We start from the raw sequence: 19,554 nt of genomic DNA, 5'->3' as shown, positions 1-19,554 counted from the left end.
GCTGTAATGTAAAAGCGAGTTTCTTATTTAATGAATTGTCAGGTGATTTATTGAGTAAAAATAAATAAGAAACTCGCATTTGCTGTAATGTGAAAGTGAGTTTCTTATTTTAATGGATTGTATGAGTGATTTATTGAGTGAAAATAAAGTAGAAACTCCCATTTGCTGAACGTGAAAGCGAGTTTTTATTTAAGTGCTACCAACCTAATCACTCCCTCATCTCCCGCACGCTTTGCATGCTCCAACGGCGAATCTCCATTACTATCCCTCACATCCACCCTCGCATGATAACCCAACAACAACTTCACCATTCCAGTATCCCTATTCCTGCAAGCATTCATCAACGCTGTGTTCCCATAATCATCCGCCGCATTAACATCCGCTCCACGATCCAATAACAACTTTGTCAGTGACACATTATGCCTGTTCGCCAACAATATCAATATTGTCTCATGATCATGCATTTTAAAATCTACTTTCGCCCCATGATCTAAAAACAACTTCGCAATATCTTCATGCTCATTAGATACTGCATATGCCAGCGGCGTCAACCCTTCCCTGGATACAAGGTCTAACTGCGCACCCTGTCTCAATAGCATTTCTGTAATATCAGTATGCCCTCTGCTGGCAGCATACATCAAAGGCGTAACACTATCCCTGTTCAATGCATTGACATTTGCGTTGTGAGACAATAACACATTTACAGTAGTTTTGAATCCTTTGAAAGCAGCCAGAGACAAAGCCGTTTCTCCAAACGTATTCTTTGCCTCAATATTCGCATTGGCACCCAAAAGCATTGCGACAATATTCGGTTCATCATCTGCCGCGGCCCTGATGAGTGGTGTGAAGCCCTCCGCATCTTTGACCTCTGTGTTGGCATGGTGCTTCAGGTCGTAGCGTATGCTGGCTTCGTCTTTATTGATCACCGCATGCATCAGGTCTTTGTCATAAAAATTACATGCAGTGAAAGTTACAAACAACAATAAGTAGTAAGGTTTCATAAGGAAATTTTAATAAAAGGTGCAGCACCTGGTGGAATTGCAGGCTGCTGAGTTGTTTTAAATTGTACGTTTTGAAACTGAATATCTTTAATGGCTTCTGCTTCTACGCCTTTGCTGGCTTGAATGTATACGTTTTTAAAGTGTAGGTCATGTATAGGCATTTCCGGTAATCCACGAAACATCATCGCGGTTTTTGCACCGTTACAAATAATGTTACTGATATAGAAGTCTTTAAATTCAGGGAGTTTTTCATTCCCTCCTGAAAGTGAAGACGCTTCATAGTATGTATCAAAAGAGATGGCTTCGTTTATAATATTTACCATCCGGATGCTGTCAATATAGATGTCCTTCACCAGTCCTCCTCTGCCCCGGTTGCTTTTCACCCGTATGCCTACATCACTTCCTTCAAAGGAACAATGGGTAACATAGATATTGCACATGCCGCCATCTGTATTACTTCCGATTACAAAGCCACCATGGGCGCGGTACACGATACATTCTGCAATCAGGATTTCGGAAAGGGCCGCCTGTGAGCCATCGCCACTGGATTTCATACAAATGCCGTCATCCCCTGCATTCACAGTGGTATGATAAATAATTACACCTTTGCAGGCACTGATATCTATGCCATCTCCATTTTGTGCCCAGGCTTCATTGAACACATTTGTATTCCGGATAATGAGGTCATTCACCTTCTGCGGGTTGATGACGAAATTCGGGGAGTTCCGAAAGGTAGGCCCATCTATCAGGACATGGTTGCTATTACGGATCACTACCATTTTAGGGCGCAGGAAATCTCTTGCCGGTAGGTAATCGGTAATTGTTGCATCAGGTTTTAATGTCTTTAGATAGCTTTCTCCATTCATGGCTTCTTTACTCGGCCACCATATTTTACCATCGGCACTCACTACACCGCCTGAAGCAACGAACTGGTCCCATTGGGTGGTGGTGACTTTCATTTTCTTTAGCGGTCGCCAGCTTTGGCCATTTCCATCAAAAGTGCCATCACCGGTAATGGATACATTTTCCAGGTTTTTCCCACTAATAGGTGGGGCTACTTCGAATTTACGGCCATTGGGTAATAATGGGTATTGTGTACGGTCTGGCGTAAACAATACGAATGCACCTTTTTCTACATGTAGGTCTACATTGCTTTTGAGTACGATGGGGCCTGTAAGCCAGGTGCCTGGAGGTACGATAACATGTCCACCACCTGCAGCAGCACAGGCATTGATGACACGTTCAAAAGCGGTTGTATTCAAAACGGATCCGCCTTCGACAGCGCCATAGTCGCTCAGGAGAAATCTGGCCGAAGGGATGACCGGGTCTTTTATGGCCTGCATGGGGAATGGAGCCTTGTTCAGGTAATATTCGACCGGGTGCTTTTGGCAAAAGGCAGGGAGGGATAGAAAACTGATCACTGCCAATAGAAAAAGTTGTTTCATGAAACGTGGGAATTATATCGTTTTCTAATTTACGTATTTTTGTTGCCTTACATGGCACAAATTTTACAAACGGGCACGCTGATTATTACACTGGATATGGCTCCTGGCGATCAGGCGTTTTTTAATGCACTGAGGAAGAAGCATTTTCCTGCGCATGCCAACTACCTGGACGCACATATAACCTTGTTTTATAAGTTACCTGCTAATGAAGGGAGTATTCGGGATATACTCACGAAATTTGCAGATAGAAAGGCTATTACTTTGGAAGTAAATAAGGTACATTTGATGGGTACCTGTGTCGCCTATACATTAGTAGCTGATGAGTTGAAAAAATTACATGAAGAGATGCAGGTGGCTTTTGCGCCCTGGTTGATTAAGCAGGATCAACAGGGGTTAAGGGCGCATATTACGGTGCAGAATAAGGTGACGGCTTTTAAGGCACAACAGTTACATCAGGAATTGAGTGAAGGGTTTACGCCTTTTAGGATAGAGGCTACGGGCTTCAGTACGTGGAAGTATTTGAAAGGGCCGTGGAAGTTGTTGGATAGATACCCGTTCCATTCGAAGTAGTGTTACCGGGTTTGGTACGTGGAAGTATTTGAAAGGGCCGTGGAAGTTGTTGGATAGATACCCGTTCCATTCGAAGTAGTGTTACCGGGTTTGGTACGTGGAAGTATTTGAAAGGGCCGTGGAAGTTGTTGGATAGATACCCGTTCCATTCGAAGTAGTGTTACCGGGTTTGGTACATGGAAGTATTTGAAAGGGCAGTGTATGTTATTGGATAATCCCCGTTCCTGTTGTAAAATCCCCCTAAAACATTATCCCTTCCTGCCACTCTGACACCATTCCTACCCACTGGAATAATTGTTGCAATATCTCCATTAAAACAACTACCATGGCAACCTTTTCAGAAATGATCAATAGCGATAAACCGGTATTGGTCGACTTCTTCGCTACCTGGTGCGGACCTTGTAAAACCATGGCTCCCATCCTGGAAGACGTAAAGAAAAAAGTGGGCGAGTCCGCCAGCATTATCAAAGTAGACGTAGATAAGAACCCGCAGGCAGCAGCTGCCTACCAGATACAAGGTGTACCCACACTCATCCTTTTCAAGAATGGGAAAGTACTGTGGCGTCAGTCCGGCGTAGTGCCCGGTCATAATATCGAACAGATCATCAAACAAAACGCCTAAGTTAATCGCCAGCCACTAGGCGAAGTGCTAAAATAATGAGCCTACCGCTGCTGGAATATTTGGTCGTGGCCTTAAAATTATATATATTTTTATTGAAAATATTGAAAGCAGCTCACACATGATCAAATCTTTTAGCAGCCTGGTAGCTTTACTGGGAATTGTCACCATCGTTCATGGGCAGGACCTTTACCAGCCCCGCAATATCAAAAAAGCCTACACTAATCAAACCAGGGACATCAACGGTAAACCAGGCGTTAAGTACTGGCAAAACACCGGCAGATACGATATCCAGGTCACAGCTAATCCTCCATCACGTACTATTTACGGCACCGAATCCATCCGTTATATTAACAATAGTCCTGATACGCTTAGAAAGATCGTGATCAGGCTGATCTGTAATATTCACAAGAATCAGGCGCCCCGCTCCGGTTACGTGAGCAAAGATTTCCTGACAGATGGCGTCTTCATTGATACACTCATCATTAATGGTGTGCACGTTGATTTCGACAACAACGTAGGTACGGTTGCAGATGTGGATCTGCCTCAACCGTTGAAGGCGAAAGACAGCATTCAACTGCACATCAGCTGGCACTACGATGTGTCTGTACAAAGTGGCCGGGAAGGCTGTATTGACAGCACCACCTTTTTCCTCGCTTACTTCTATCCCCGTGTGTCTGTTTATGATGATTACAATGGTTGGGACAGGATCGAGCATATGGACAGGGTAGAATTCTATAGTGACTTCAACGAATATAAAGTAGCCGTAAAGGTGCCTGCCAACTATGTAGTATGGGGTACCGGTACTTTGCAGAACGCGGATGAAGTGCTGCAACCTGCTTTTGCTAAGAAACTAAAAAGCAGTTATACTGCTGACAATGTGATCCATATTGCCGCAAAAGCAGATATAGAGGGCCACCAGGTGACCCGTCAGAATAAATGGAATACATGGATCTTTACTTCCAAAAATATTGCTGACGCCACCATTGGCCTCAGTAACCATTACGTATGGGATGCAGCCAGTGTAGTAGTAGACAGCGCTACTAAACGCAGAACCAGTGTACAGGCGGCGTTTAGCGACAATGCGGCTGACTTCCACCACTCTGTGGAGTTCTCACATTATGCACTGAATTATTTCTCTACCCAGTGGCCGGGGGTAGCATATCCTTTCCCTACTATGACGGCGTTTCAGGGCTTCGCAGATATGGAATATCCAATGATGGTGAATGATGAAACTACCGGCGATGATCTTGAATTTAGCCAACTCGTACAGGACCATGAGATTGCTCATACCTATTTTCCTTTTTATATGGGGATCAACGAAAGCCGTTATGCCTACATGGATGAGGGGTGGGCAACTACTTTTGAATACCTGATTGCGATGGCAGAAAGAGGGAAGGAGAAAGCGGATCATTTTTATAAGAACTTTCGGGTGAGGGGGTATATTGGGGATCCTTCTTCTGAGGAAGATCAGCCGATCATTACGCAGTCTCACCAGGTAAGTGGTCATGGTTATGGCAATAATTCATATGGCAAGGCATCTTTGTCTTACCTCGCTTTAAAAGATCTGTTGGGTGATGTGCTTTTCAAAAAAGCGTTGCATACTTACATGAATAATTGGAACGGAAAGCATCCTATTCCATGGGATTATTTCAATGCTATCAATGCAGGTAGCGGGCAGAATTTGAATTGGTTTTTTAATAACTGGTTCTTTACCAATAACTATATTGACCTGAAATTATCCCGGTTCGATCTAGCGGGAAATAAAGTAAATTTGGGAATCAGTAATGTGGGTGGTTTTGCCATTCCTTTTGATATTGTGCTGGGGTATGAAGATGGTACGAGTGAGATTGTACATAAAACTCCTGCTGTGTGGGCGAGTGGAGCGAAGCAGCTGGCGCTTAGTGTGCCGATAGCTAAAAAGGTGATTGGGGTTAAGTTGGATGGCGGGATATTTATGGATGCGACGCCGGCAGATAATGAATGGAAGAAGTAGTGATGCGTGCAGGTGAATGATTATAGAAATGGCAGGACATCGTGATGGATGCAATAACCGGCAGATTGTGAATGGAAGAAGTAGTGATGCGTGCGGGTAAGTGGTGAATGATTATAGAAATGGCAGGACATCGTGATGGATGCAATAACCGGCAGATTGTGATTAGAAGAAATAATGATACCCACAGCTGAATGCTGATTGGGTAATAAACTGGCCAGTGGCACCCATATGGATGCATTACTGATCTACAATGATTGGAAAAAATAGCGACCATGCGTTTATTGTTATTACTATCCCTATGCGTGGCTTCTTTTCAGGATGGAGGTTTACTCCTTCGAAACTGGAAGTCACAACCTATCCCGAAGGACTCTACTACTTTGTCAAAGTATGAAAAGAGTGCAGTCGACTATGCCGTTTACATGAAATACGGTGAGGTGTATGCAACAAAAGATTTGATTGGTACTAATCAATTATTGCCTTTTTTGATCACGCCTACGCCAGAAGATTCAGGTAAACTAACAGGTAATCGTTCCGTTTTGAAAGCCAATGATGGCTACTTAGTGGCTTTTTACAGGGCAGCAGGAGGAGGAAGTCTGTATTGGTTTGGGCCGAATGGCAAAAACAAAAACAAAATAGCCGAACTGCCGGTTATTAAACTACTGGAAGGGGAAAATAACACCTATGCCATTGTTGCTGATACCACGCATGGTATTGTGAAAATATCAAAAGGGAAAGTAAAGCCATTTAAAAAACTTTCGGCTACACCACTGGCGGCAGACTTAGATGAAGCAGGCAATATTATTGTAATAACGGAAAAGTCTTTGTTGTCAATTGATAAGAATGGCGTATTGCATTCGTTGATAGAGAAAGGGTTTTGGAAAGGGTATTTGTTCCCGCGGTCATTAGTGGTGTATCAGGGCAAGGTGTATGTGGGGATGAGAAATGGGGTGCTTACTTATGAGTTGGGTACGAAGAAAACAGCATGGCTGATGGAAAATTAAATATCATCCGTCAATTACAAACGCTTCCCAAATAAATTTATAAGAGCTACCGGGTCACCCGGTAGCTCTTATAATTCAATCCCCATCCTCATACAACCGTAACCGCATCCTGAGATTATGCATCTCCTGCTGCATGTCACGCACTCTCTCCAACAAATGCCTGATCACATCAATCCCCTCTGTATTCACGCCCATCTCATAATGCCAGCGTGTATAACTTTCCAGATCAGGTAGCTGCTCTTCTTCTATAAAAGGTCCATCATTTGAAATGGTGAGTACGATTAGCCCTTCATCTGCTAATGAATGTATAAAAGATGTATCGATATTATGAATCGTGCAATAATGCGTAATGGAAATCATGATACTAGTTTTTGGATGAAATATTAGCCAACTCACGGATCAGTTCTTTCTCTTTCTCATTTAGTCCAGTAGGCAATTTCACATTGTACGTGATGATAAGATCACCTGATTCCCCTTCCTTCTTGTAAACAGGGAACCCTTTACCTTTCAGTCTCACCTTCGTGCCGCTCTGCGTTTCAGGTTTTACCTTCAGTTTTACTTTTCCATTCAATGTATCAAAGGTGATATCACCACCCAGCAATGCTGTATAAAGGTCTACATCTACTGTAGCATACAGGTCATCACCCGAGCGTTTAAAGTTTTCATCATCCTCCACTATAAAGGTGATATATAGATCCCCTGCGGGACCACCATTACCACCCGGTGCACCATGTCCTTTCAGCTTGATGACCTGGCCATTCGCTATACCCGCAGGAATAGTAATGCGCACGTTCTGGTCATTTACTTTCAGGGTGTGCTGATGCGTCGTCGCTGCTTCTCTTAAACCAAGATGTAACTCAGCCTGGTAATCCTGTCCACGATATTTACCACGTGTGCGACCACCAGCACCAGCGCCGCCACCGCGACCAAAAAGTGATTCAAAGAAATCGGAGAAATGCTCTTCTGAGAAATTTCCGCCAAAGCCTTCAAAACCTGTTTGACCACCATAGGTATAGCCCTGTTGCTGTTGTTGCTGCTTAGCATGTTCAAACTGCTCCGCATGACGCCAGTTTTCGCCGTACTCGTCGTATTTCTTACGCTTTTCTGGATCGCTTAACACCTCGTTCGCTTCGTTGAGCTGTTGAAATTTCAGGTTTGCATCCTTATCATTCGGATTCATGTCGGGGTGGAGCTTCCTCGCCAGCTTACGGTACGCTTTCTTGATATCATCTGCTGAAGCTGTTTTTTCCAGTCCCAGTACTTTATAATAATCTATAAAAGCCATATGTAATATTTGTTCTCTTGTGATAGTTATAACAAAAGTCAGTCCGGAATGGCTGCAGGTGACGGAAAGTCCGGTTCGCTATAAAAAACCTGACCAAATGACAAAAGCCGGAATATGAGTATTCCGGCCATTTCTTAAACCTACAACTGTTACACTGTTTTGTAACTGTTTATTTTAATATGATGATGATCAAATTAGTAAAGCAAAAATAGGAAGGATAGGCAAGGGGGACAATGCACAAAACACGGAAAAAATTGTACAAATTGATCCTGACTATCCTAAAAAGCTCAAAACCGGAAGAAAATTCAATATTGCAGGATGCAAAACTGAATTCTCTTCCGGTTTTATTAAACGGAAAGTAAAGATATCTATTCCTCCTTCAACAAATTCGCACTCCTGCAATACTCAATCACCTCCTCAATACTATTCACCTGAAACTTCCTCAATATATTCATTCTATGGGCCTCTATCGTTCTAATACTCAATCCCAGGCTCTCCGCTATATCTTTGTTGTTCAGTCCATTATTCACCATTCTGATGATCTGCTCCTCTCTCCTGGACAATGATATATCCGCCGCCTGTGGCACGGGGTGTGCTGCACTCTGCCTTGCCGCCTGGTATTTCTTGACCAATACATCACTTACCTCTCCAATAAAGTAGTATTTCCCATTATAGATCGTCCGGATCGCATTCAAAAAGATCTTATTACTCGTATCCTTCAATATATACCCACTTGCCCCCATCTCCAGCGCCGCCGCTACATAATCCGGTTCATCAAATAAACTAAAGAACAGGATATGGGTGCGCGGACTCGCCTTTAACAATGCCGTACTCGTTTCCAGACCATTGATACCCGGCATCCGGATATCCATAATCACGACATCAGGCTGCGTACTGCTCAGGGTATGCAAAGCATCTTCGCCAGTACTGGCTTCTCCTGATACCTCCATATCCGGCTCACTGTTTATCAATTGTTTCAAGCCATTCCTGAAGATTTCATGATCGTCTACTAAAAATACCGAGATTTTATCCATGGGTGTAAAATGAGATTTCTAATTGTTTAATCGCGCTTAGGCGAAAAGTCCTTCAACTTTAAAATGAGATTTCCAACTGTATATTTGTGCCCTTTCCGGGTTGTGAATGGATTGTCAGGGTTCCACCCAGCAACTCTGCCCGCTCCTTCATATTCCGCAACCCATTTATCTTTTTCACCTGCTCTCTCGAAAAGAAATGCTGACTGTCATAATAAAACCCTTTTCCATTATCATGGATCATCAGGTTCAGGAAATTTTCTTCCCGGTCTATATGCACATCCACCTGCGTAGCATGCGCATGTTTGATGGCATTGTTCAGTGCCTCCTGTAAGATACGATATACGCCAATCTCCACTTCTCTTGGCAAAGGTTGTGACAGGTTACATTCTTCCAGACTAAACACCACATTGCGCGCGGTTTCTCTACAGGTTTTTATCAGCTCTTCTATTGCTGCACGTAGTCCGAAATCCTCCAGCACACTTGGCAGGAGGTCAGAACAGATCCTTTTTGTCTCTGTAATAATACTAAAAAGCAACCCATTTACCCTGGTAATCTCCGCATTAGGTGCAGGCAGTTTATCTTCCACCTGTTCCATCTTCATGCGCAGGCTGGTCAGCATCTGACCTATCCCATCATGGATTTCTGCCGCCACCCGTTTCCGTTCTTTCTCCTGTCCGCTGATCATGGCATAACTACGGATCTTTTGTTCCATATCATGTCTGCGTAGTTTCTCTTCTGTAAGCTGATGGATTTCCCGCTCTGTATTTTTACGTTTGGTAATGTCACTGCAAATTACCATATACTGATACAACCTTCCCGTGTTGTTAAAGACTGGTATCATCGTTACATCCAGCCAGAACCCCGTTCCATCAGCGGCATGGTCAAAGATCTCTCCCTGCCATACTTCCATCCTGCGGGCCGGGTCGTTCAGGTGATCGAAGTAATGGTGAAAAAGCGGTTTGCCACGCAACTCCGACATACTATATCGTGTTACATGGCAGTATTTGTCATTGGCATAAATAATATGCCCTTCATGGTCTGTCTTTACAAGATAGGTCGCCCTGTCCAATGCATACGTCACTTCCCGCAACTCATTGTGGGATTGCTCCATCAGCTTATTGGCTTCCTGTAGCTGATCCGCAAGTTGTTTGGAGGTCTCTTCAGATGCGATCAACCCCTTAATTACTTTCCGTATCCGCATGGATAGCGGGTAAAAGATCACCGCTGCCTCTATCATCAGGGTGCACAATACCAATGTCAGCATCAGGAATTCTACCTGTTTTAGCTTCCGTACCCGCTCTTTGGAAAACCGGTCATAATCAAATACGATCAGCTCCATCCCTAGCAGGTAGGACTTTTCATATGCCAGAATGGTCTGTACATAGGGATGGATCTCCGCTGTATCCACCGGTTTATCGCTGTTCAATACCGAGCTCATTGCCGAAGCCGCCTTCCAGATCTCCTGGTGCGGTGTCCGGATAATGTCGAACATCTGTTTCAGCTCATCCTGGTCATTAGCAGGCAAATTCAGGAAATTACTGCCACTTTGCAGCCCTTCGTGCGACTTCTGCCATTGCATGAGGGTATTGGTAAACTCCTTGCGGTTCGTTTCAATATCCTGCCCCGATTCGATCAGGAGTGCCAGTTTGCTCAGGGTCTGACTATAGGTACGTAGCCGTGCGGCAAAGTTGATGACGTGTGAATCGTGCATCTGGTGACTCAATGCCTGCTGAATACCTATCTGGCTCACGATGGAGAGCACGGCCAGCGTGGTCAGCGCTACCGCATACATAGCAGTGAAAAATTTAAATACCCGGCGATCTTCTGAGATACGATGCATATAGCTATGAAGATAGCAAAATTCTGTCCTGCCTGGTAGTCTTTTATTAAACTGCGATATGCCTTTCCAGTGAAGCAAAGTCCATTTCCTCCGCACTGCCATGATTGATCATTTTGCCTCTGTCCATAAAATAATAATAGTCGCTCACCTGTCTGGCGAAGTCAATCTTTTGCTCCACCAATAGTACGGAGATCCCTTTTTCCTGCACCAGTCTTTGCAGGATATGCCCGATTTCCTGTGCTATACTGGGTTGTATGCCCTCAGTCGGTTCATCCAGCAGCAATAGGGAAGGCCGGCTTACCAGCGCCCTGGCAATGGCCAGCTGTTGCTGTTGCCCACCACTCAGGTTACCGCCTGCTCTCTTCCTGAAATCTTTCAGGATAGGGAAGAGGTGATAAATTTCTTCCTCCGGGATCCCTGCTTTGCGATAGTGGGCAGCTTCAAGACCTAGTAAAAGATTTTCGTATACCGTGAGTTTTGGGATGATCTCCCTTCCTTGTGGTACGTAGGCGATCCCTGCTTTGGCTTTGCCGGCAGGTCCCAGTGGCGTGAGGTCCCTGTCTTTAAAGATAACGCGACCTTCACGGGCAGTGATTACGCCCATAATTGTTTTTAAAAGAGTGGTTTTACCCACCCCATTTCTGCCCATTACCGTCGTTACCGCACCAGCCTTTACATCCAGACTGGTACCCCACAAGATGGTACTCTGGCCATAAGCGGCCACTACGCTTTGTACCTGTAAGATCTGACTCATAGATTTTCAAGTTGAGTATTGTTACGTCCCAGGTAGCAATCTATTACACGCTGATCATTTCTGATGTCGTTAAAACTCCCTTCTACCAGCAACTTCCCTCTTTCCAATACTGTTACCCTTTCCCGGGCAATCTGTTGAACGAATTTCATATCATGTTCTATCACGATGATGCCGTGATTGTTGGATAGCTCAAGCAGTAATTCGCCTGTCTTGTAAGTTTCTTCATCACTCATGCCTGCAGCAGGTTCGTCAATCAGTAATAACTTCGGATCCTGCAGGACCACGATGCCGATTTCCAGCCATTGTTTTTGTCCGTGAGACAATGCACCGGCGATGGAAGAAAGTACTTTTGTAAGCCCGATCTTTTCCGCTACTTCATGGATACGTGCTTTCAGTAGCTGCGATGGTCTGAAAAACAATGAAGAGAGAATATCCTTCTTCATTTTTGCCGCCAGCAATAAATTATCGTAGACCGTGAGCCCCGGAAATACGGATGGCTGCTGGAATTTACGGCCTATGCCCAGTCTGGCGATGCTTACTTCTGTCATGCCTACAATGGGTTTGTGATTGAACAAAACTTCGCCTGTATCGGGTTTTGTTCTGCCACAAAGAATATCCAGAAAGGTACTCTTGCCAGCGCCGTTAGGGCCGATGATCACACGTAATTCTTTGTCCCGCAGACTAAACTGACTGAGTGATAAAGCATGCACACCTCCAAAGGATACTGCCAGGTTATTTACATTTAATAGCATGGTTCTTTTCTTTTAGTCAGGGTATCGATCAATCCTACAAATCCTTTGTCAAAGAATAATACCGTGATCACAAACAGGAAGCCCAGTATATATAACCATGAATCAGGGAATAAACTGGTACAAATGCTATACAGGAAATTTACAAGCAAAGCACCGGCTATAGCGCCTTTCAGTTTGCCACGGCCACCGAGGGCTACCCACATTACCATCTCTACAGATGCTTTTACATCCATACGACCGGGGGTAATAATACCCGTTTGAGGTGCATAGAGCATACCACCTACAGCCGCCAGCAGTGCAGCGATGACGAAGACCGCCAGTTTATAATCCATGACTTTGTATGCTGTAAAACTTACCCTGGATTCACTGTCGCGGATAGCTTGTAATACCTTTCCGAATTTGGATTGGGTCATTTTATTACAGGCAAAATAGGCGACGCACAACAGCAGTAAGGAGACTAAGTATAATCCCAGTTTTACATAAGGGCTGGATAGTGGTAATCCTATCAGGGTTCTGAAATCAGTCAACCCATTCGTACCTCCCAAACCTGTTTCATTGCGCAGGAATAACAACCACACAGCCAGTGCCAATGCCTGTGTAATGATGGCCATGTATACGCCTTTGATCCTGCTACGGAACAATACATACCCTGTGATGAAAGCAAAGAGAGAGGGGATGAACAGGCATAAGATCAACGTCAGTTCCAAAGACTGAAACGGTACCCAAAAGAAAGGAAGTGATTCTACCTTGTTCCATGCCATAAATTCCGGTAGAGAAGCACCGGCTGTTTTCAATAGCATATGCATCGCAATGCCATAACTACCTAAACAAAAAAACAATGCCTGACACATAGATAGAATTCCGGTATAGCCCCAGATCAGGTCAATGCCCAATGCTGCAATGGCAAAACAAAAATACCGGCCCCACAATGATATTGTATTGATAGAAACCAGTCCCATCAGGTGTCCTGCCGGTAACAGCAGGGCGAAGAAAGCGATGAAGAGCAGGTGATAAATTTTCTTTTCCATAAAATTATTCTTCTGATAAAGCCATTTCAATCCTCTGCCAATCTCCCTTTATAAGGGAACAGGCCTTTCGGTTTGTACTGCATAAACAACATGATGAACAAGAGGATGCATACCTTTCCATACACTGCCTGGAAAAAGGCTTCTAATATTTTCGTAAAGAATCCAATTCCTAATCCTGATACAATCGTACCTACAATTTTTCCAACGCCACCCGTTACTACCACGAGGAATGAATCTACGATATACGTTTGCCCCATATCAGGTACTACATTCCCAATCAGCGTCATCGCACAACCGGCTATACCGGCGAGTCCTGAGCCAAAAAAGAAGGTCAGTGCGGCTACTCTTTTTGTGTCAATACCGAGGCATGCACTCATCCCCCTGTTTTGTGTGACAGCTCTTATCTGTAGTCCCAGTCTGGTTTTGTACAGCATGAAATAAGTCAGCGCCACAATCAAAGCAGTTAAACCGATAATGAAAATGCGGTTATACGGTAATACAAGATGAGGTGATACGGCCAATCCTCCTGATAAAAAAGCAGGTGTTTTCACCGCTGTCAAATCACCAAACAGGGATCTTGCTGTTTGAATTAAAATCAAACTTACCCCCCATGTAGCCAGCAGACTTTCCAGGGGTCGCGCGTAGAGATGCCTCACCACCAGTCTTTCCAGTAAAAGTCCCAAAAGACCTGCTACCAGAAAAGACAGGGGGAGGGAGATAATAAAGAGCAGGTCAGTGTAAGGAATCTTCAGTACGTCTGTAAATAATGTTTGAATACAATAAGTGGTATAGGCGCCAATCATGAGGAACTCTCCATGGGCCATATTGATAATGCCGGCAAGGCCATAGACAATCGATAAGCCAAGGGCGATGAGGATCAGGATACTTCCCAGACTTAATCCACTAAAGAGGTTTTGTACTTTTTGCAGGTAGTCATACCGGTGTTCTAATTCTAATGCTTTTGTGGCGGCATAAGCAGCCTGTGGTTTGTTGGTTTTTGCATATTCGGAAAGGAAAACCGGGGCATTATCGCCCCAGTTTTCTGCCAGACTGTCAATATATAATTGGGCAGTACTGGCATCAGTAGTCGTATTCAATTCAAGGTAGTACAGGATGTCTTTGCCTGCGCGTAAGGCATCTTTATTGCTTTCCCGCGCAAGTGCCATCCGTAACATATCTAAACGGTTGGGGGCATGACTGTCTTTCAGCTGGCCATACGCGAGCATTCTTTTCGCAGGCTCAGGATTGAAAATTTCCAGCATGGGTAGTATACCGTTGAGCAACAGCCTGTCTGAGCGGTTGATCTCTACTACCGTTAACGCATCAATGGAGGTGTGAAGCGGTTGACCATTCGTGTTGACCAACAATTCGTTTTTCGGATATAAAGAATATATTTCGTAGGTCGCAGACGCCGTTTTTTCTCCGGTGGTTACGGCCTGATTATTTAACAGGTACAATTTTTTATTGTTAATCGCACTTAGCAGGGGAAACGTTGCCGGGTCCTGCTTTGCAATAAGCTGATTGATTGCGTAGGTCTTTTGTGTATCGTGTAATATCTGAGATACAAATATGGTCGTGCTATCGGTAGCAGCCATCGCCCACTGCGTCCAAAACACAAGGGCTGCTATGAGCAATTTTTTCATGATTCCGGTTGTTAAATGCGATCCATTATTTGGTATAAGTTCCCTTATGGTTCACCCAGTCACAATCTTTATCAGGAGATGTCAATGGTGACCATGGTTGCGGATTGACCAGATTGTCCGTCTTTGAAATAATATCAAACTGTCCATCCGGTTTGATCTCTCCAATCATAACCGGCTTTGCCAGATGGTGATTGCCTACATCCATTTTCACTTTTCCATCAGGAGAATCAAACTCCAATCCTGACAAGGCGGCTCTTACTTTACTTACATCAAAAGATCCTGCTTTCTCTGCCGCTCTTGCCCACAGATACACACCTGTATATGCCCAGCAAATAGGATCATCCGTTACTCTTTTATTTCCACCCGGCAAGCCTTTCTTTTCACAAAAAGCCTTGAATGCGTCTACGAATTTTTTATTCTCAGGTGAATCGTTTGACTGGAAGTAATTCCATGCGGCCAGATGGCCTACCAGGAACTCTGTATCCATGGAACGCAATTCATCTTCCGCTACTGAAAATGCCATTATCGGACAAGTGGCTGAAGACAATCCCTGGTTGGCAAACTCCTTATAAAAAGGCACGTTGCTATCACCATTGATTGTAGACAACACACAAGCCTTTCCATCTGCCGCAAAGCGTTTGATCTTAGACACGATGGTCTGATAATCCTGGTGATGGAAGGGTGTGTATTCTTCAATGATATTTTCTTTAGGTACGCCTTTAGATAATAAATAAGCTTTCAATATTTTATTGGCTGTACGGGGAAATACATAGTCCGTTCCCAGGAGATAAAACTTTTTATACCCGCCACCTTTCTCACTCATCAGGTATTCTGCCGCAGGGATCAATTGCTGATTGGGCGTAGCTCCTGTATAGATCACATTATTAGAACACTCTTCTCCCTCATATTGAACAGGGTAAAAAAGCAATCCATTATTTTCTTCAAACACCGGTAGTACTGACTTACGGGACACAGAGGTCCAGCAACCAAATACAGCCGATACTTTTTTATCGATCAATAGTTCCTTTGCTTTTTCAGCAAAGAGGTCCCAGTCAGAAGCCGGATCTACGATCACTGGTTCGATCTTTTTTCCCAGCACACCACCAGTAGCATTGATTTCGTCCACCGCCATCTGCACGGCATCGCGCAGCGATACTTCAGAAATAGCCATGGTGCCACTTAGCGAATGCAATACCCCGATCTTCACCGTTTCACCATTGTCACTTGTATTTTCACTGGTTTTGGACGCATTGTTATGACAGGAAGCAAATGCGGCCAATAAGAAACAAAAGAATAAGAAGCGCGTTGTTTTCATATGAGTAATTACATGTAGGGTAAATAATGTGGATCAGAATATAAAAAACTGCACCTGCAGCCATACCTGTCCGAATGTCTTATTAGCATAGCCGGTGGATTCCAATACACTGTAGGAGCGGGTGGTATACGATAAACGTAGATTGGTACCCGTACCATTGTAAAAGTAATTCAGACCCCCGCCTAAAACATAGCTGGAATTAGTTTGGTCGAAATCATACGTTGTGGCGCCGCTTGTTTGCGCTTGCTGAGAAATGATATGTTGATTTTCAAATCTCACCCAGGGTTGTAGTTTCGGCTCCTTAAAATAATACCCTAATTCGAGAAATTGTACGGTTTGTCTCGGAATCATTCTTGCAAATGAATATTTCGAAATCGTGTCCGTACCTCCCGTCATGTATTGAAAAGCGGCATTGAGTGTCAGGGAGCCTGTCTGTCCCAATGGCTTGTCTAAAAATACATCAGTGCTCAGGTTGTAATAAGATCCTTGTGCATCAAACCCCGCACCCCAGGTAAATGTTTTGCCGTTGCCTAATTTTGTGCCGGCATAGTAATAATCCTTGTCCGGTTCCAGGAAACTATAAGCTACTCTGCCTACTGTTCGCAAAGGTGCTTTGCCATCTGTATTCCTGCCGGTGAATACTCCAAGGCGGTATTCCAGTTTGTCTTTAGCGAGGAACCCGCGGGCATTGACACCCAGGTCACGACCAAAGTTCCCGCTCAGCGGACTGGTGGCAAAGAGGTTGTAAGGGTACTGGAAGAAGGTGAAATCGTTCGCCATCAAACCGGCAGCACCCTGTAAACCATTCCTGTTGTTGGATACGAGTTGCATACCCGCCACCAGCTGAAAGGCATTTGAGAAATCGTATTCATACTGGCAATCCAGCAGGATAGGGGATACTTTCACATTTTTGTTACCGGTCGTCAGCTGTACCCCAATGGCCGATGGCAGGTCTGTTTCCATAAAAAAGCTTCCTTTTTTAGAAAGTTGTCCGCCTACAAGTACACGGGCGCGATACAGGGTGAAGCTTTTGCTCCAGTCTTTGGCAGCCGGGTCGGCGGTTGGGCTACCAAATCCATCCTGCTCCGCGCCGGCAAACATGTGAACAATAGCGCCCACCTGGATACTGGGCTTGAAAGGGGCAGTTTCACTGCTGGTTACTTCGTTAGCTGTGTCCTTGTTGATGGATGCTGGTAGTTCCTTTAGCAGCTGGCTCTTCCTCTTCTTCCTGGGTGGGTTTTCTTCCGCTCGGGCAACGTGAGCACATACAATGAAGATAATTAGCAAAGTGGTAGGGAAGAATTTCATAAACACATTTTTATAAAATTAATATTACACTTAAGTAGATATTTGGTTGAATTTTCTACAGTACTTAAGTATAAAATTAATATTTAGTTTGGTTTATGCAAGTTTTTTTGAAGTTTTTGGCTTGAAAAATATATATAATACTGATTGATACATTGTATATAATTTATTTTAATGCAACAAAGGCACTACTTAAGTAGTGCCTTTGTTGTTTAATTGTAAGAAGTTCGTTATTCTTTTTGTAAGAAGTTCGTTTTCAATGTATCCCAGACTTCACCTCCTTTTCCGTTCCAAACCTGTTTCATCATATAGATGCCAAAGCCTTTCGCCTGTTTTACATCTATTTTCGGTGGCATGACGAGTGCGGAAGAATTAACGACCACATCCACCAGCACGGGCCCTTCATGCATAAGTGCCTCGTCAATAGCTCCCGGCAGTGCAGCAGGATCTTCTACCCTGATTCCTTTCATGCCAATGGCTGCTGCCATTTTTGCAAAGTTGGGGTTCTTCAGGTCGGTGGCGTACGGGGGCATGCCTGCTACCTTCATTTCCATGGCTACAAATCCCAGGGAGCTGTTATTATAAATAACAATCTTCACAGGCAGGTTATATTGAAGGATGGTGAGAATATCGCCCATGAGCATCGCAAATCCTCCATCGCCGGACATAGAGATGACCTGTCTGCCCGGGTATTCTAATTGGGCGCCAATAGCCTGTGGCATTGCACTCGCCATGGATCCATGGTTAAAAGAGCCAAGGAGTCTGCGATCCTTTGTCATGTCTACATATCTCGCTGCCCACACGGTCGGTTCGCCTACGTCACAGGTAAAGATGGCATCCGGATCTGCTGCGGCGCTCAATACAGTGGTCAGGTATTCCGGATGAATGGGGGTATTGGTACTGCTGGCATGTGCCGACAGCTCCTTTTTACTATTTATATAATTATTGAGCGATTTATCCAGGTGGCTGCGGTCATCTTTTTGATCAATCAGTGGCAGCAGGGCGACAAGGGTTTCTTTTATTGTACCAACGAGTCCAAGGTCCAGTTTGCAGCGCCGGCCCAATCTCTCAGGGCGCAGGTCGATCTGTACTATTTTAGATTTTGTAGGGTACCAGTTGGTATAGGGGAAGTCGGTACCCAGCAATAATAAGAGGTCGCTATCTTCCATGGCATGATAGCCCGAGGCAAATCCAATCAACCCTGTCATCCCTACATCATAAGGGTTATCGTAAGCCACGTGTTCTTTGCCCCTGAGTGCATGTACCATGGGTGATAAGGTCTTCGCCCCAAAGTTGATCAGTTCATCATGGGCGCCGGCGCAACCGCTCCCACATAATAACGTGATTTTCTTCGCGGTATTGATCATGCCCGCCAGCAGATCCAGGTCTGTGTCTTGAGGGCGGACACCCGGTAAACGTTGCATGAGCGTATGTTCCAGGGTATCGTCTTCTATTTCTTCCAGCGCTACGTCACCTGAGATAGTAATGACGGCTACGCCCCTTTGGCCAACGGCATTTTGCATCGCGATCTGTAATACCCTTGGCATTTGTCGTGCAGAGGAAATCGTTTCGCAGTAATGGCTACATTCTCTGAATAGCAGGTCGGGGTGAGTTTCCTGGAAGTACCCTGTACCTATTTCCATACTTGGAATATGTGCAGCGATGGCCAACACCGGGGCCATACTTCTGTGACAATCGTACAACCCATTGATAAGGTGCAGATTACCGGGGCCACAACTCCCTGCACAAACGGCGAGGGTACCCGTCAATTGTGCTTCGGCACCTGCTGCAAATGCTGCCGCTTCTTCGTGTCGGTAATGGATCCATTCCATATTTCCCTGTTTCCTGATTTCATCAACGAAGCCGTTCAGACTATCGCCTACTACGCCATGTACACGCTTTACACCGGCCTTTGCAAGCTGTGCAACGAGTTGGGCTGCTATTGTCTTTGCCATGTACTTTGAGT

17 protein-coding genes are annotated in these 19,554 nt (G+C 44.6%); 4 read left to right on the top strand and 13 right to left on the bottom strand.

Annotated elements, in window-relative coordinates:
• Positions 1-185: 185 nt before the first annotated feature.
• Both SIO70_RS24860 and SIO70_RS24855 read right to left on the bottom strand, forming a co-directional pair.
• Positions 186-1,001: an ankyrin repeat domain-containing protein gene (locus SIO70_RS24860; protein ID WP_320575323.1), complete on the bottom strand. Its 816-nt coding sequence runs from the start codon at positions 999-1,001 to the stop codon at positions 186-188.
• Positions 998-2,446, bottom strand: coding sequence for a glycoside hydrolase family 28 protein (locus tag SIO70_RS24855; RefSeq protein WP_320575322.1), 1,449 nt, complete (start codon positions 2,444-2,446; stop codon positions 998-1,000). The genes SIO70_RS24860 and SIO70_RS24855 overlap by 4 nt, the downstream gene beginning before the upstream one ends.
• Positions 2,447-2,497: 51 nt before the next feature.
• Between SIO70_RS24855 and SIO70_RS24850 the strand changes: the two genes are divergently transcribed.
• The 4 genes from SIO70_RS24850 (at position 2,498) to SIO70_RS24835 (ending at position 6,632) form a co-directional block, all read left to right on the top strand.
• Complete coding sequence (locus SIO70_RS24850) at positions 2,498-3,016, top strand: 2'-5' RNA ligase family protein (RefSeq protein WP_320575321.1); 519 nt, start codon at positions 2,498-2,500, stop codon at positions 3,014-3,016.
• Positions 3,017-3,341: 325 nt separating this feature from the next.
• Positions 3,342-3,638, top strand: coding sequence for a thioredoxin (trxA, locus tag SIO70_RS24845; protein ID WP_083730543.1), 297 nt, complete (start codon positions 3,342-3,344; stop codon positions 3,636-3,638).
• 118 nt (positions 3,639-3,756) lie between these two features.
• Positions 3,757-5,631, top strand: a complete 1,875-nt coding sequence (locus tag SIO70_RS24840) for a M1 family metallopeptidase (RefSeq protein ID WP_320575320.1) — start codon at positions 3,757-3,759, stop codon at positions 5,629-5,631.
• A 272-nt stretch (positions 5,632-5,903) separates the two neighbouring features.
• Positions 5,904-6,632 (top strand): hypothetical protein, encoded by a 729-nt coding sequence (locus tag SIO70_RS24835; protein ID WP_320575318.1) that lies wholly within the window; start codon positions 5,904-5,906, stop codon positions 6,630-6,632.
• Positions 6,633-6,707: 75 nt separating this feature from the next.
• Here SIO70_RS24835 and SIO70_RS24830 read toward each other — a convergent pair whose 3' ends face one another.
• From SIO70_RS24830 to poxB, 11 genes are all read right to left on the bottom strand, one after another.
• On the bottom strand, positions 6,708-6,992 hold the full coding sequence (locus tag SIO70_RS24830; RefSeq protein ID WP_320575316.1) for a chaperone modulator CbpM: 285 nt from the start codon (positions 6,990-6,992) through the stop codon (positions 6,708-6,710).
• Positions 6,993-6,996: 4 nt separating this feature from the next.
• A complete protein-coding gene (locus SIO70_RS24825) occupies positions 6,997-7,917 on the bottom strand; it encodes a J domain-containing protein (protein WP_320575314.1) in 921 nt (306 codons plus the stop codon).
• 368 nt (positions 7,918-8,285) lie between these two features.
• Entirely contained in the window at positions 8,286-8,951 is a 666-nt protein-coding gene (locus SIO70_RS24820; protein ID WP_320575312.1) for a response regulator transcription factor, read from the bottom strand.
• 58 nt (positions 8,952-9,009) lie between these two features.
• On the bottom strand, positions 9,010-10,791 hold the full coding sequence (locus tag SIO70_RS24815; protein WP_320575310.1) for an ATP-binding protein: 1,782 nt from the start codon (positions 10,789-10,791) through the stop codon (positions 9,010-9,012).
• 46 nt (positions 10,792-10,837) lie between these two features.
• Entirely contained in the window at positions 10,838-11,545 is a 708-nt protein-coding gene (gene urtE / locus SIO70_RS24810) for an urea ABC transporter ATP-binding subunit UrtE (protein WP_320575308.1), read from the bottom strand.
• Positions 11,542-12,297, bottom strand: a complete 756-nt coding sequence (urtD, locus tag SIO70_RS24805) for an urea ABC transporter ATP-binding protein UrtD (RefSeq protein WP_320575306.1) — start codon at positions 12,295-12,297, stop codon at positions 11,542-11,544. Before urtD ends, urtE begins: the two co-directional genes overlap by 4 nt.
• Positions 12,288-13,325 (bottom strand): urea ABC transporter permease subunit UrtC, encoded by a 1,038-nt coding sequence (gene urtC, locus SIO70_RS24800; RefSeq protein ID WP_320575304.1) that lies wholly within the window; start codon positions 13,323-13,325, stop codon positions 12,288-12,290. Before urtC ends, urtD begins: the two co-directional genes overlap by 10 nt.
• Before the next feature lie 26 nt (positions 13,326-13,351).
• Positions 13,352-14,968: an urea ABC transporter permease subunit UrtB gene (gene urtB / locus SIO70_RS24795; RefSeq protein ID WP_320575302.1), complete on the bottom strand. Its 1,617-nt coding sequence runs from the start codon at positions 14,966-14,968 to the stop codon at positions 13,352-13,354.
• A gap of 25 nt (positions 14,969-14,993) precedes the next feature.
• Complete coding sequence (gene urtA / locus SIO70_RS24790) at positions 14,994-16,283, bottom strand: urea ABC transporter substrate-binding protein (RefSeq protein WP_320575300.1); 1,290 nt, start codon at positions 16,281-16,283, stop codon at positions 14,994-14,996.
• A gap of 33 nt (positions 16,284-16,316) precedes the next feature.
• Positions 16,317-17,591, bottom strand: a complete 1,275-nt coding sequence (locus SIO70_RS24785) for a hypothetical protein (RefSeq protein WP_320575298.1) — start codon at positions 17,589-17,591, stop codon at positions 16,317-16,319.
• 227 nt (positions 17,592-17,818) lie between these two features.
• Positions 17,819-19,543: a ubiquinone-dependent pyruvate dehydrogenase gene (gene poxB / locus SIO70_RS24780; RefSeq protein WP_320575296.1), complete on the bottom strand. Its 1,725-nt coding sequence runs from the start codon at positions 19,541-19,543 to the stop codon at positions 17,819-17,821.
• Positions 19,544-19,554: the final 11 nt, after the last annotated feature.

Origin of the sequence: Chitinophaga sancti (assembly GCF_034087045.1) — a bacterium.
Classification (GTDB): Bacteria; Bacteroidota; Bacteroidia; order Chitinophagales; family Chitinophagaceae; genus Chitinophaga; species Chitinophaga sancti_B.
Note: the sequence above shows the minus strand (reverse complement) of the source record. Positions and strands in the feature narration are given on the sequence as shown.

Excerpts from the sequence above, each read along its gene's own strand:
- SIO70_RS24860 (WP_320575323.1), bottom strand. The coding sequence starts at position 1,001 with ATGAAACCTTACTACTTATTGTTGTTTGTAACTTTCACTGCATGTAAT.
- SIO70_RS24855 (WP_320575322.1), bottom strand. The coding sequence starts at position 2,446 with ATGAAACAACTTTTTCTATTGGCAGTGATCAGTTTTCTATCCCTCCCT.
- SIO70_RS24850 (WP_320575321.1), top strand. The coding sequence starts at position 2,498 with ATGGCACAAATTTTACAAACGGGCACGCTGATTATTACACTGGATATG.
- trxA (WP_083730543.1), top strand. The coding sequence starts at position 3,342 with ATGGCAACCTTTTCAGAAATGATCAATAGCGATAAACCGGTATTGGTC.
- SIO70_RS24840 (WP_320575320.1), top strand. The coding sequence starts at position 3,757 with ATGATCAAATCTTTTAGCAGCCTGGTAGCTTTACTGGGAATTGTCACC.
- SIO70_RS24835 (WP_320575318.1), top strand. The coding sequence starts at position 5,904 with ATGCGTTTATTGTTATTACTATCCCTATGCGTGGCTTCTTTTCAGGAT.
- SIO70_RS24830 (WP_320575316.1), bottom strand. The coding sequence starts at position 6,992 with ATGATTTCCATTACGCATTATTGCACGATTCATAATATCGATACATCT.
- SIO70_RS24825 (WP_320575314.1), bottom strand. The coding sequence starts at position 7,917 with ATGGCTTTTATAGATTATTATAAAGTACTGGGACTGGAAAAAACAGCT.
- SIO70_RS24820 (WP_320575312.1), bottom strand. The coding sequence starts at position 8,951 with ATGGATAAAATCTCGGTATTTTTAGTAGACGATCATGAAATCTTCAGG.
- SIO70_RS24815 (WP_320575310.1), bottom strand. The coding sequence starts at position 10,791 with ATGCATCGTATCTCAGAAGATCGCCGGGTATTTAAATTTTTCACTGCT.
- urtE (WP_320575308.1), bottom strand. The coding sequence starts at position 11,545 with ATGAGTCAGATCTTACAGGTACAAAGCGTAGTGGCCGCTTATGGCCAG.
- urtD (WP_320575306.1), bottom strand. The coding sequence starts at position 12,297 with ATGCTATTAAATGTAAATAACCTGGCAGTATCCTTTGGAGGTGTGCAT.
- urtC (WP_320575304.1), bottom strand. The coding sequence starts at position 13,325 with ATGGAAAAGAAAATTTATCACCTGCTCTTCATCGCTTTCTTCGCCCTG.
- urtB (WP_320575302.1), bottom strand. The coding sequence starts at position 14,968 with ATGAAAAAATTGCTCATAGCAGCCCTTGTGTTTTGGACGCAGTGGGCG.
- urtA (WP_320575300.1), bottom strand. The coding sequence starts at position 16,283 with ATGAAAACAACGCGCTTCTTATTCTTTTGTTTCTTATTGGCCGCATTT.
- SIO70_RS24785 (WP_320575298.1), bottom strand. The coding sequence starts at position 17,591 with ATGAAATTCTTCCCTACCACTTTGCTAATTATCTTCATTGTATGTGCT.
- poxB (WP_320575296.1), bottom strand. The coding sequence starts at position 19,543 with ATGGCAAAGACAATAGCAGCCCAACTCGTTGCACAGCTTGCAAAGGCC.